This window comes from Evansella vedderi, from assembly GCF_030813435.1.
In the GTDB taxonomy this organism is placed as follows: Bacteria; Bacillota; Bacilli; order Bacillales; family Salisediminibacteriaceae; genus Evansella; species Evansella vedderi.
On the sequence record NZ_JAUSUG010000004.1, the window covers coordinates 168,308 to 181,078 of the forward strand.

Genomic DNA, 12,771 nt, shown 5'->3' on the forward strand with positions numbered 1-12,771 from the left:
CTTGAGTTCAGTAACCTAGTCGTAGTTACCCAAACCACTCTCTCCTTCCCTTTCCACCACTCCATCCAGGAACAACCAATACAGCCTGTCAATATTATTACCGTTCTTACCAACATACACCTACCATAATTCCAGCTTAAATCCGCACAATAATTAATGGCCTTTACTTTCACTCACAAAAGAAGGTCATTATATATCGGAGGTGTGGTTGAATGGTTAATCAAGGTTTAGCCGTGCATGAAAAAGCAGAACTTCATGAGATGCTTGTATTTAAGACGAACTGTCTTAATAAGTCGCAAGTGATGCAGAACATGGCAAAGGATTCTCAATTAAAAACCCTTTTACAACAAGACATTCAAGCTTGTGAGAACAATATTCAAATGTTGCAGAAATTAGTGAATCAATAATTGGAGGGTTTATTTATGAATCAACTGGCTAACCAAATGTCTGACCAGGCTATCGCAACTGACTTGTTATTGTCCGCAAAAGAAGGAGTAAAAAACTGCGCTTACGCTTTAACCGAAGCCACATCAGATGATGTACGAAAAACGTTGAATCAACAGCTTCAGCAGGCTGTTATCTTTCAGCAAAAGGTTGCTGACTATATGATTTCCCAAGGCTATTACCATCCGTATAGCTTAAATGAACAAATACAGGTGGATCAAATGACTGCCCAATCAGTCATCCAATATAGCCAACAGCAACAATCACCAGTTTTTGGGCAACAGCCAACCTTCACCCAATCTCAAAATATGCAACAATCATACCAGCAGTCTCCGGGGCTTGAGGAACAATTCATGCAAGGAGCAACGGTGACACCGTCTCAAGCAGCAGGAACAAATACTACAGGGGCACAACCGACTGCATCAGGGTTCAACAACCAGCAAACACAACAGACTACTGCTGGAGCAAACAATCAGCAATCCCAAGGAACACCTGATATTAATATAACCATAGAGGACACGGACCCTACCTATGAGCAATCAGTAGATACTGACAAACAGTATTATGAGATGGCCGATGAGCTGGATGAAAAGCTATTTTTATTGCCTGAAGGACATGAGGAAAAACCATCTGAAGAGTAACAACACTACCTTTCCGATTTAATACAAAGAAGGGAACTACGGTAATCATCCGTAGTTCCCTAATATGAAATTTTAACCATTGGCCAAGCTTCTTTCCATTTTTTTGTTGTAACTCTTTTTATGTATACATCCTTCAGCTTTCCTTCTTTAAAAAGTGGTGTCGGATGAACTTCCATACGGAGAACATCCTCTATCCCATGGGGTGCCGTTAAAACCACCTCTTCATTAACGTTTACCTTCAATCCTAATGCCGTTACAGTTTCAGGAAATTTAGAAATACCTTCTTCTGAAGAACGATATGGAGGAAGGCCGTTAATATGATGCATTCTAGCCTGATTTTTCACTGACCAAGGAATATTAGGATTAAGCTCACCCAACTGTTGTTCTAGTTTCTTTTCCTCCTGCTCATTTACATTAGACGGATCGAAGTAAATAACATCTACATCTTCCATAGGAGTTCTTGTTTCATAGCCATGTAAGATATCCCAAATCTTCGACCTGACAAAACCTGCGCAAACCCACCAATCTGGTAACTCCAGCCTTCTAACCGTGAGCAAAACCTTCATTACCCAAGGATCATTTTCAACTAGTTGAATAATGTCTTTTTCATTTTCTATAATCCCCATCTTTAAGTCTCCTCACGTTTCCCTTCAAAAACAATTTGCTGCCTTGCCACTTCTACCTCTATTTTTCCATTTTTCTTCACTTCTTTTAAAACCGGTTCCTCCATTCGCCTTACGGGTAGATAGCCCTCTTTTTTCATCCTATTAAGGCAGTCATTAATGGATTCCCCTTCTTCGACGGTAAACCGTTTCTTTTTAGATTGTTTTCCCATATAAAATTATCTTCGCACTCCTTTCACCCAGAATCCACCAAAAAATGCCTTCGTTTCATGAGAAATAATAAAGGCGTGGGGGTCTAGATCCTTCACTGTTTTATAAAGGGCTGCTTCTGACTTTCTAGATGTTAAGATTTCCATCATCAATCGTTCTCCCTCTCTTCCATAGGCGACCCAGTTAGTTACTCCGTATCCTTTATCACGTAGAGCATTAGGGATGTCCGGCTCATATTCTTTTGTAATTACATTAACTGTAATATAACCTAAAGCTAATTTCTCCTCTAGCTTCATACCTACTAGAACACCAATAGCGTAGCCGATAGCATAGGCAATTAAATTATGTATTTGTCCAAGATTGTCCAACACTAACCCTAATCCCACAATATAAATAATTACCTCTATAATACTTACGGTTGCAGCAAAATAACGCTGTCCCTTAAGAGTGAAGATCATTCTAATAGTAAACAAAGTAACATAAATGATATTGATCACTAAGATAATAACGATCATACCCACAGCATTTTCAAGAATAGTATTGAGCATAAAACCAATCCCCCTATTTTAAACTCTCGTTTTTCTCCAACTCCCATAATCCCATGATTACTCTTGATTTAAAAGTCTTAATGCCTCGTCCTCTTGAGGAATTCTTATTAATAACAAAAATGCAGCATTTAATAATGTGAAAAGTATTGCTGTCATATAAGCACCAAACAATAGGGGAAGGATCAATAACTCCATTGCTACCACCCAATAATTAGGGTGACTAACCCATTTGTAAGGTCCTTTTTTCACTATTTTTTCACCTGGTAAAACAATTATTTTCGTATTCCAATACCTTCCTAAGGAAACTAAAACCCAGAATCGAATAATTTGGACAGTGAAAAAAGCAATACCTAGCACGAGCCACCATGGTATAAGCTCAGCTTCACGATACCAAACTTCTGCTGTTAAGAAAACAAAAAAACTCCCGTGTAACAAAACTACCAAAAGATAATGTTCCTCACCGAATTCCTTGGCTCCTCGACCTTTCATCCATATTTCATTCCTCCGTGCAATAAACAGCTCCATTCCCCGCTGAAACATAACAACAGCAAGTACTATCCAATATATCGTCATTCACTATCCCTCCATTCGAGTAGTAATAATTCAGAGCTAAACCCCGGCCCTAATGCGGTCATTAACCCTAAGTCTCCTTGTTCAGGTCCTTGGGTCATAAATTCCTTTAATACATAAAGTATCGTCGCTGATGACATATTTCCAAAATTTTTAAGGATTGTCCTAGCAGTTTCTGTCATTCCCCTATCGTATCCTAATGCTTTTTCATAGCTATCTAACACCTTTTTACCACCTGGGTGTGCCACAAAATGACCAATCTGTTGCAGCTCTATATTTTTTTCTAACAAAAAGGTTTCTATATTAGGCTTTAACCATTGCTGAACAATGGTAGGGATATCCTTAGAGAAAATCACTTGAAGTCCATGATCATTTACGTGCCACCCCATCACATCCAATGAGTTCTTCATTAAAGTAGACTGAGTCCCTAATATGCTAGGTACAGGTTTTTTACTTAACTTTTCCCCTTTCACCACCTCATCACCAACGATAAGGGCACAGGAAACACCATCAGCAAATAATGATGTACCCACTAAATTGCTTTTTCTCGTATCGTCCTTCTGAAACGTCAGACTACAAAGCTCCACACACAATAAAAGAACCTTTGCATTTGGGTATGCTAAACAGTATTCATAGGCCCTGCTCATTCCCGCTCCTCCACCAGCACAGCCAAGCCCCCACAAAGGGATACGTTTTGTATGTTGGGAGAAAGAGAGTTCATTCATAATCCATGCGTCAATCGTTGGAGTTGCTATCCCCGAGCTTGAAACGAAAAAAATTGCATCAATATCATCCACATATATTATTTTGTTAAGAAACTTTTTATCACTTAAACAACTTTCGATTGCCTCTACCCCTAACTCAACTGAATGTTGTATGTATAAATTATTTTTTTCCTCAAAAGAGTGGGAGTCTTTAAACCATTCTTTTGGTACTACAAAATGCCGTTTATGGATTTGTCCATTATTGAAAATGGTTAATAATCGTTCAATATCAGCAAAGGAATCTTTGAACAACTCCTTTACTACCTCCTCCGTTTCCGAGTTGCTTATTTTATAAGGCGGGATGGCAGTACTTACAGAAACAATACTTGGCATAAAATTCGCCCTCCTTGCATTTCTTTTTACATTATTTTGCCAAATATAGTTTATTTCATCCAAAACAAAAACCCCCATCATCAATTATGATGATGGGAGTCTCTTTTCTAATCATGAAAAACGAAGTAAAGGATAAATACAAAGAATAGTCCGTACATTATTGGATGTACTTCTTTTCCTCTTCCTTTAGCAAGCATGGTAATAGGATACATTACAAACCCAAGTGCAATACCTGTTGCAATGCTATAGGTTAACGGCATTGCAATTACTGTTAAAAATGCCGGAACTGCAATTTCAAACTTTTTCCAATCAATATTCCCTAAAGCTCCAGCCATTAAAATACCAACTACGATTAGAGCTGGTGCAGTAACAGCGGATGTAACTACTGCTAACAATGGAGAGAACCATAGTGCAATTAAGAAAAGAACTCCTGTTACAATCGACGCAAACCCCGTTCTAGCACCTGCGGCAATACCAGAAGACGATTCAATGTATGCTGTTGTTGTTGATGTACCAAGAACAGCACCAACGACTGATGCAGATGAATCGGCTAATAATGCCTTTTGTGCACGTGGAAGTTTATTGTCTTTTACGAAACCTGCTTGGTTGGCTACTGCATAAAGTGTTCCAGCAGTATCAAAGAAATCCACGAATAAGAACGTTAAAATTACAATAATTAAGTTTAGTGTAAAAATTTCAGCTAAAGATTGCTCTGCAAAAGGTTGTAAAAATGCTCCAAAGGTCGGTGCAAGACTTGGGATAGCACCCACTACACCAGCAGGCATATCTATAAGGTTAAATATAATCCCAGCGATAGCTGTAATAATCATTCCGTAGAAAATACCACCACGAAGGCCCATGGCCATTAAGACAACTGTTATAACAACACCAAAGATTGCTAATAAAGTGTTCCCATTTGTGAAGTCACCTAAAGTTACAATCGTTGCTTCAGAAAGAACAATAATGTCAGCTCCTTGAAGCCCAATAAAAGCAATGAATAAACCAATCCCTGCAGCGGCTGCATATTTTAACTCTGCTGGGATTGCATTTATAATTATTTCACGAACCCCAACTACAGTAATTATGATAAAAATAATACCTGAGATAAAAACCCCTAGTAAGGCTGTTTGCCAAGGAATACCTAATCCAATAACTACGGAAAATGTAAAGAATGCATTAAGCCCCATTCCCGGCGCTAAGGCAATTGGATATTTTGCAACTACACCCATAATAATCGTACCAATAGCTGCAGCTAGTGCCGTTGCCACAAATACCGCACCCTCGTCCATACCAGAAATACCAAGATAGTATGGGTTAACAAACAAGATATAAGCCATTGCTAAGAAGGTTGTAAGTCCACCTAATGACTCTCGTTTGTAGTCTGTGCCTAACTCTTTGAATTGGAAATATCGATCCATCGTATATTACTCTCCTTTAATTAGATTGACCCCTGTAAAATAAAAGCTCCGAGTCATAATAGGACCCGGAGCAAAAGGAGCTTGACTATGTAAATGAAGCATAACAAAATAGAGGATTCTCTAAATAGCCATGATTCATTCGTAGTCAAGCTATTTACGGCAGCTCGGTAGAAACTTACGGGCCCTATTCCCGAAATTATACGAACATTCGGCGGAAACACTTATTCTAACTACAAGTATACGAACTTGAGTCGAAAGTGTCAACAGTAAAAACGAATGTTTTCTATAAAACCCGCTATGAATATTCGTATTTTCGGAATATTACTCCCATTCAATTGTGGAAGGTGGTTTCGAAGTAATGTCATACACTACACGATTGACATTTTTCACTTCATTTACGATACGCGTTGAAATTATCTCTAGTACTTCATAAGGGATTCTAGCCCAATCGGATGTCATACCATCAATGGAGGTTACTGCTCGGATTCCAACGGTATAATCATACGTTCTCGCATCCCCCATTACACCTACACTTCTCATATCCGGTAATGCTGTGAAGTATTGCCAAATTTCTCGATCTAGACCTGCTTTCTTAATCTCTTCCCGAAGAATGGCATCTGATTCACGAACGATTTCTAACTTTTCTTCTGTAATTTCACCTAATACACGAATACCCAAACCAGGTCCAGGGAATGGTTGCCTCCAAACAATTTCATCTGGTAAACCTAGCTCTGTACCAACTTCACGAACTTCATCCTTAAACAATGTATTTAATGGCTCAATAAGGGTAAATTTCATATCCTCTGGAAGACCACCCACATTATGGTGGGACTTTATTGTTTGGGCAGTTTCCGTACCACTTTCAATAATGTCCGTATATAACGTACCTTGTGCAAGGAAGTCCACATCCTTTAGCTTACCCGCTTCTTCTTCAAATACGTATATAAATTCATTTCCGATAATTTTTCTTTTCTTTTCTGGGTCTTTTACTCCCTCAAGCTTAGATAGGAATCTTTCTTGTGCGTCGATTTTAATTACATTCATATCGAAGCCTTCGGAGAAGGTTTTCATTACGCTTTCTGCTTCTCCTTTTCGCAGAAGCCCGTGGTCAATAAACATACATACTAATTGGTCACCAATCGCCTTATGAATTAATGCAGCTACAACAGAGGAATCTACCCCACCACTTAACGCACAGAGAACCTTACGTTCACCTACTAATTCACGGACCTTTTCAATCTCCATCTCAATAAAGTTTTCCATTGACCAATTGCCTTCACATTTACAAATGTTATAGACAAAGTTTTTCAGCATATCATTTCCATATTGAGAGTGACGCACCTCTGGATGGAATTGTACTCCATAAAGACCACGACTTTCATCACTCATTGCCGCAACCGGACAGGAAACATTGGTAGCATCTACGGTAAAGCCTTCAGGTGGTTCTACTACCAAATCTCCGTGGCTCATCCAAACCGATTGCTTGTCCTCCAACCCATCATATAATTGGCTCTTATTTTCAATGGAAATCATTGCTTTTCCATATTCTCGGTGGTTGGCAGCTTCTACTCTACCTTTAAAATGATGAGTCATGAGCTGCATACCATAACAAATCCCTAAAACAGGGATTCCTAAATCAAAGATCCTTTCATCACATCGGGGTGCTCCCTCCGCATAGACACTATTAGGTCCACCAGAAAAAATAATCCCACTTGGGTTCATCTCTTTAATTTCTTCTACGGTCAGCTTATGGGAATGTAACTCACTGAAAACCCCTAGATCCCTAATCCTTCTAGCGATTAATTGATTGTATTGTCCCCCAAAATCAAGCACAACAATTTTCTCTTTAATTTCCATCACTTATCCACCTTTTCATATAATTTCACTCGATCCTTGTCGTTCCTATAAGTATAAACGTTATAACGTTTTTCATTCATAGAGGCTAACGCAAAAAGAATAGTTTTTAACCTTTTGCGTTAGCCTCTAAGTATTTGCGATGAGCGATACAAACACCTTCACTAATTCCATTCCCTGGTTGAAAAATAAAAAACTAGAACCCTACCCGTGAATAATTCACGAAGGCAGAATTCTAGCTTTCTATTAAAAAAGCACTGGAGCTAGATAAGTTATCGTCTTATCCCTTGAAATCTACCTTCATAGTCAGGTCATTTTACGGTAACCTGGTAGAGACTCTTAGGCCATATTCCTAAGGATATATGAGGTAAGGCAACAATATTCATTTGGCAGTTTATACGAAAACTATGTTTTAATACATCGTTTATTTTCAAACCAAGTTGATTGAAGCGCAAGGCATAGTGCCTGAAGCGTAAATCAACTTCCAAATTTAGCACAGCCCAAAAATAGTTTTCATATATCATGGTATCTAATAAGAATAAAGGATCAAATACGGATTAATTTTACCAGTACATATTCTCATGGTCAAGAGTTCAAGAGCCGTACTAATTCTTCCCAATCCTTTTGCTGTTTTTTCCATTCACCATCTGCCAGTTGAGCACCATAGTAGATTTTTTCATACGTATTCGTTAAATTCTTCATGCCATTAGAACCCAATATTTTATCAACACGTATAGCATATTCCCTTAACGTTTCTCCATCTTCCCTATAAATACCTTCATTATCCAATATCCAAAGAAGACGCTGGTAGGCAGTTTTGAACCGTTCGTCTTTTCCAAGGAGACGGTAATGTAGAAGGAAATAACCATTTTGAAGTATATTAATTTTACGATATACTAACATAACCATCCCAAGGACAATAAGGGAAATAACAGCATGCTTCCAAGTAAAATCTACGCTCAGACTAAAGTTTAAATTGTTTCTATCATTATTAGATCCAATTCCACTCTCCTCTTCAAGATCTCCCATGTCTTGTTCGTATTCAGGAGACTCGCTATCAGGCAGCTCCCTTTCATTATCCTCGTAGTTATCTTCACTAGTATTATTCTCTTCTATTTCCTCTTCCTCTTCATAGAACTCCACATTATTGTTAAATCCTTGCGTAGGCTCAAATGGAACCCAACCTACTTCAGGGAAGTAAACCTCTACCCACGAATGGGCATTGTTATTAGAAATTTCATAACGAATCGTACCATTAGGAAGGCGTTCAATTTCCTCTCCAGGAGTAAACCCTTTCACCCATCTAGTAGGAATATCAACAGCTCGTAACAACACAGCCATGGCCGTAGAGAAGTTATCACAATAGCCATATTGTGTTTCAAACAAAAATTGATCTACATAGTCTTGCCCCTCTTCAGGAATAGGAACATCCACAGTTTGATATTCAAAATCATTACTCGAAAAGTATTGCTCCACTGCAACTACCATATCGTACCGGTTATCGTAATCAGCCACAATTTCCTCTGCCAATTCTACGACACGATCAGGGAGATCCTCTGGAAGCTGTAAATATCGCTCTCTAATGCTTTCCGGATCATCCCCACCACGTCTTAATGCATTCAAAGAGAAGGAGGCCTCTTGATAGGTTAATCGATACTCGTTTAATACAACGTAATCATCACGATCCTCCGTATGAGCAATCACCTTTCCAGCTACCCTGTCTGTAAAAAAGGTAATTAATGGTAGCTCACCAGATTGACCCGGAACACTGTAGTTTACTGATTCCACATCTAACCCTATAAGCTGACCAGGATAAAATAAATGATTGAAACCTACGCCACTTTCCATTGTTATTAAAACTTCACGTTCTTCTGTTTCCACATTATCTGTAAACAAATAATAATCGATTTCATTTTCATCAAAGAGACTATGAGATTCTGTTAACGCTGGTTCAGATACCCAACCATGGCCAGTGTATTCATACTTTGACTCTCCCCTCCAATAGGATGCACTTTCCGTCTCCGCATAAAACACGGTGCTGAAGTCTTGGACAAAGCCTCCACCTAATCGATCATCATTTTCCCCGTAGCCGACACGTCTAACACTTCCACCAGTTCCTGGCATCTCTTCACCTAAAACATAATGCCGGAATACTGGTACAGGATCCTCCCATTGAGGGTCAAACTTTGGTGCCCCGTATCCAACGGAGGTAGCAACGACAATCATGAAGATAAGTGTATACATCCAAGCAGAAGAAATGTACGTCTTATTCCTTTTTCCGATAGCTTTTTCTTCCTCTTGAATCTTCAACATCTGTAAAAGAGTGACAATAAAGAATCCAATCACTATAATACGAATAATGGCCATTGAAGCATCTACCGGAGTAAAGGTATCAAGAACCGTAATATAAATAACTGTTGATAATAGGAAGAAAAAGATTTTTTTCGTGTGGAATATCCAAAAATAGAGTAAATAACAAATTAATGCTAGCAACATAAACAAAAGGAATGTTCGGAAAAAGTCTGTCAACAACGCTAGATCCCATGTAAAAATAAGTCTAATATTGTACCAGCTGTCACTCAAGAAAAACCTCAATGTTTCCAATCCGCCTCCACGACTTAAGAAGGGGCCTTCGTGGAAAATATAATGTAAACCATAAATACTACCTAATAATATAGTCGGTATTATTAAAAAGGGAGATATCCTTAAATAAATTAATACACAACTGAATAAGGCAAAGCTTACAAATACCTCAATATGTCCAGTATCCGTAATGGTTGGAATTGGTCTTAGCCATTCCCATAGAATCAAAAAGGCTAAAGCGTATATAAATAGATGGGTTATGGATGATTGTTTTTTATCCATTCGTCTCATTTAATCACCTGCATAGGATGGAATTGCATGATCAATATTTCCACCGGATAAAATATAAGCCTCTGCTCCTTTATGGCGCAGCTCTTCTAATCTTCTTACTTCCATTGGATCAGCTTTAACTCCCCTATCTAGTAAACAGAAGTAGACTTGAGCGCGACGTGACAGTAATAGTTTAATTCTTTCAAGGATAGCATCGGTTAATTCTGTAGAGGCAAAAATTAATGTTGTGCCTACTGGAATCCTTTTTTCATACTCCTTTAGCTTTGAAGCAAAATCCACTTCTTCCCGGCCTTGAATCGTGGATAAATGATAGACAAGACGTTTTTGATGATCGTTACCCGAATCTAACGGGAAGGAATTACTTTTGTTTCCAAGGGTCCAAAGACCAACAAGCAGCTGCTTCCGATGGGCATGCATAACAATGGATGTTACAAGTTCAATGGACTTTTCGTAAGCATCCACTGTATGAAAATCGTCTTCCGGAAGATGATTATTTAATATGATTAAGAAGTTTTGACCGATAAACTCTTCAAACTCTTTCGTCATAAGTTTTCCAGAACGTGCAGTTACCTTCCAGTCGATGCTCGTTAGCTTATCCCCTGGAACATACTCACGGGCACCTGCAACAGATGTGACGTCCTCCACATAATCAGGGGAATTTAGTCTTGTTTCTGTCTCATGCTTTTCATAAGGGGACCATCTTTCAATCTCATGGTAGTTCGGATAAACTAGTAGGGTTTCTTCCATGGGAACGAATTTCCGTTTATTGAACAACCCGAACATATCACTTGTTTCTAACTGTACACCATAAAAGTTATATTCCCCGCGCTTCATTTCGGGAATATCATAAGAGAATTCAATTTCCCTTTTTATTGTTGGGTAAAAAATCATTTTTGAACTATTTTTCGCTGTTTGCTTCTTTAACCCATTATCAATGACATCTTTTACAAATAAATACAAAAAGGGAAAAGGCCACTTCCTACGGATAGTAACGGTAACTGTTATATTCGATCCTGAAGGAATAGCTGTATCTCCAAAATTTCTTGTAACGTGAAAGCTTCCTAACGGAATGGAGGCATATAATAACATGAGCACCACAAGAACACTTATGGTATAAAATAAAAACCAGCTGACAAAGCCGCCTTGGAACATGGCATAGCTGAACATTCCAACAAACAGACCAATGACAAATAGTCCTTTAACTATAAACTTCGTCCAGTTCCAAATGTTCTTTACCTTTCTCATCTTGCCGACTCATTTCCTACAGGAATATTCACTTGCTTTATAACTTCTTTCACGACCCGTTCATTTGTAATATCAGAAAGCTTAGCATCCGAGTTTAATAGAATTCGATGCTGTAGTGTATATGGCGCTAGGTATTTAATATCATCTGGTACAACAAAATCCCTTCCTTGTACAAACGCATATGCCTGACCAGCCTTCATCAGTGCAATGGATGCACGTGGACTTGCTCCAAGGAAAACGGCGTGGTGAGTTCGAGTAGCATTCACAAGGTCAATAATATACTTTTTCACCGACTCATCCACGTAAACATTGATAACATCACGTTGCATTTCTAATAAATCCTCTAAAGAGATTACTGGCTGAAGTATTTCAATTGGATGCTGTTTCTCCACACGGTTCAGTACCTCCAGCTCCTCATTAATCGAAGGATAACCAATCCTAAATTTAAATAAGAAACGATCTAATTGAGCTTCCGGCAAAGGATAAGTCCCTCCGTACTCAATCGGGTTTTGTGTCGCCATTACGAAAAACGGTTTTTGTAATTCTCTTGTTTCTCCGTCTGTTGTCACGCTGCCTTCCTCTAAGGCTTCTAGGAGTGCCGCTTGCGTTTTAGGAGAAGTACGATTAATTTCATCTGCTAAAACCACATTCCCCATAATTGGACCTGGGCGGAATTGGAATTCCATTGTTTTCTGATTAAAAACTGAAACTCCTGTTACATCAGATGGAAGTAGATCAGGAGTAAATTGAATTCGTTTAAACTCAGCCCCAAGGGATTTAGCAATAGCTCTTACCATCATCGTCTTCCCTACCCCAGGTACATCTTCTAATAGAACATGCCCGCCACTTAAAAGGGCAATAATACTAAGCTCTACTTCCGCTCTCTTTCCCACAACGACCTTCTCCACATTTTCTATTAGTCTATTAATATGTGGCTCCCTTACCACCGTTGGATCTAAATGACTACTCAAACGGACAACCTCCTCGTGAATGTATATATTATTTTTAGAAAATAAATCTCTTAACTTTTTGCGAGATTTAATTAAATGTAAAAGGTAATACACCTCAGCAATCGCATGCGTCTACATACCCCTTACACTACTTAACTAGTCTACGTTTATAATAGCATTTCCAAAAAATGCTAGACTCATTCGTTGATAAAAAAATAAATTTAATCATATGATTTTTCCGAAAAAAACATTATACATAATCTATCATATCATGAACACTAGTAAATTAGTTGCAAT

Annotated in this window: 12 protein-coding genes and 2 riboswitches; of the genes, 2 read left to right on the forward strand and 10 right to left on the reverse strand. The window is 38.5% G+C overall.

Annotation, left to right across the window (positions count from 1 at the left end):
- Nucleotides 1-212: 212 nt before the first annotated feature.
- Nucleotides 213-407 carry a spore coat protein gene (locus tag J2S74_RS07045; RefSeq protein ID WP_307323522.1) on the forward strand — a complete coding sequence of 65 codons (195 nt, stop codon included), beginning with the start codon at nucleotides 213-215 and terminating at the stop codon, nucleotides 405-407.
- A 15-nt stretch (nucleotides 408-422) separates the two neighbouring features.
- Nucleotides 423-1,085, forward strand: a complete 663-nt coding sequence (locus tag J2S74_RS07050; RefSeq protein ID WP_307323525.1) for a spore coat protein — start codon at nucleotides 423-425, stop codon at nucleotides 1,083-1,085.
- Nucleotides 1,086-1,144: 59 nt separating this feature from the next.
- On the opposite strand, the gene J2S74_RS07055 is transcribed toward J2S74_RS07050, so the two are convergent.
- From J2S74_RS07055 to J2S74_RS07100, 10 genes are all read right to left on the reverse strand, one after another.
- Nucleotides 1,145-1,711 carry a nucleotidyltransferase family protein gene (locus J2S74_RS07055; RefSeq protein ID WP_307323528.1) on the reverse strand — a complete coding sequence of 189 codons (567 nt, stop codon included), beginning with the start codon at nucleotides 1,709-1,711 and terminating at the stop codon, nucleotides 1,145-1,147.
- 2 nt (nucleotides 1,712-1,713) lie between these two features.
- On the reverse strand, nucleotides 1,714-1,920 hold the full coding sequence (locus J2S74_RS07060; protein ID WP_307323530.1) for an NETI motif-containing protein: 207 nt from the start codon (nucleotides 1,918-1,920) through the stop codon (nucleotides 1,714-1,716).
- Nucleotides 1,921-1,926: 6 nt separating this feature from the next.
- Nucleotides 1,927-2,466 carry a DUF2179 domain-containing protein gene (locus J2S74_RS07065; protein WP_307323533.1) on the reverse strand — a complete coding sequence of 180 codons (540 nt, stop codon included), beginning with the start codon at nucleotides 2,464-2,466 and terminating at the stop codon, nucleotides 1,927-1,929.
- Between the two features lie 57 nt (nucleotides 2,467-2,523).
- Nucleotides 2,524-3,039, reverse strand: coding sequence for an isoprenylcysteine carboxyl methyltransferase family protein (locus J2S74_RS07070; RefSeq protein WP_307323536.1), 516 nt, complete (start codon nucleotides 3,037-3,039; stop codon nucleotides 2,524-2,526).
- On the reverse strand, nucleotides 3,036-4,214 hold the full coding sequence (locus J2S74_RS07075; protein ID WP_307323742.1) for a type III polyketide synthase: 1,179 nt from the start codon (nucleotides 4,212-4,214) through the stop codon (nucleotides 3,036-3,038). The genes J2S74_RS07070 and J2S74_RS07075 overlap by 4 nt, the downstream gene beginning before the upstream one ends.
- A 26-nt stretch (nucleotides 4,215-4,240) precedes the next feature.
- Complete coding sequence (locus tag J2S74_RS07080; RefSeq protein WP_307323539.1) at nucleotides 4,241-5,551, reverse strand: NCS2 family permease; 1,311 nt, start codon at nucleotides 5,549-5,551, stop codon at nucleotides 4,241-4,243.
- Between the two features lie 122 nt (nucleotides 5,552-5,673).
- Nucleotides 5,674-5,775: riboswitch (purine riboswitch) on the reverse strand.
- Between the two features lie 97 nt (nucleotides 5,776-5,872).
- Nucleotides 5,873-7,408, reverse strand: a complete 1,536-nt coding sequence (guaA, locus tag J2S74_RS07085; RefSeq protein WP_307323542.1) for a glutamine-hydrolyzing GMP synthase — start codon at nucleotides 7,406-7,408, stop codon at nucleotides 5,873-5,875.
- Nucleotides 7,409-7,688: 280 nt separating this feature from the next.
- Nucleotides 7,689-7,791, reverse strand: a riboswitch (purine riboswitch).
- A 199-nt stretch (nucleotides 7,792-7,990) separates the two neighbouring features.
- On the reverse strand, nucleotides 7,991-10,270 hold the full coding sequence (locus J2S74_RS07090; protein ID WP_307323545.1) for a DUF4129 domain-containing transglutaminase family protein: 2,280 nt from the start codon (nucleotides 10,268-10,270) through the stop codon (nucleotides 7,991-7,993).
- A gap of 9 nt (nucleotides 10,271-10,279) precedes the next feature.
- A complete protein-coding gene (locus J2S74_RS07095) occupies nucleotides 10,280-11,524 on the reverse strand; it encodes a DUF58 domain-containing protein (RefSeq protein ID WP_307323548.1) in 1,245 nt (414 codons plus the stop codon).
- Nucleotides 11,521-12,495, reverse strand: coding sequence for an AAA family ATPase (locus J2S74_RS07100; RefSeq protein WP_307323550.1), 975 nt, complete (start codon nucleotides 12,493-12,495; stop codon nucleotides 11,521-11,523). Before J2S74_RS07100 ends, J2S74_RS07095 begins: the two co-directional genes overlap by 4 nt.
- Nucleotides 12,496-12,771 lie beyond the last annotated feature (276 nt).

Coding starts and splice junctions, on each gene's coding strand:
- J2S74_RS07070 (WP_307323536.1), bottom strand. CDS start 3,039: ATGACGATATATTGGATAGTACTTGCTGTTGTTATGTTTCAGCGGGGA.
- guaA (WP_307323542.1), bottom strand. CDS start 7,408: ATGGAAATTAAAGAGAAAATTGTTGTGCTTGATTTTGGGGGACAATAC.
- J2S74_RS07075 (WP_307323742.1), bottom strand. CDS start 4,214: ATGATGGGGGTTTTTGTTTTGGATGAAATAAACTATATTTGGCAAAAT.
- J2S74_RS07095 (WP_307323548.1), bottom strand. CDS start 11,524: ATGAGAAAGGTAAAGAACATTTGGAACTGGACGAAGTTTATAGTTAAA.
- J2S74_RS07060 (WP_307323530.1), bottom strand. CDS start 1,920: ATGGGAAAACAATCTAAAAAGAAACGGTTTACCGTCGAAGAAGGGGAA.
- J2S74_RS07050 (WP_307323525.1), top strand. CDS start 423: ATGAATCAACTGGCTAACCAAATGTCTGACCAGGCTATCGCAACTGAC.
- J2S74_RS07045 (WP_307323522.1), top strand. CDS start 213: ATGGTTAATCAAGGTTTAGCCGTGCATGAAAAAGCAGAACTTCATGAG.
- J2S74_RS07090 (WP_307323545.1), bottom strand. CDS start 10,270: ATGGATAAAAAACAATCATCCATAACCCATCTATTTATATACGCTTTA.
- J2S74_RS07055 (WP_307323528.1), bottom strand. CDS start 1,711: ATGGGGATTATAGAAAATGAAAAAGACATTATTCAACTAGTTGAAAAT.
- J2S74_RS07065 (WP_307323533.1), bottom strand. CDS start 2,466: ATGCTCAATACTATTCTTGAAAATGCTGTGGGTATGATCGTTATTATC.
- J2S74_RS07080 (WP_307323539.1), bottom strand. CDS start 5,551: ATGGATCGATATTTCCAATTCAAAGAGTTAGGCACAGACTACAAACGA.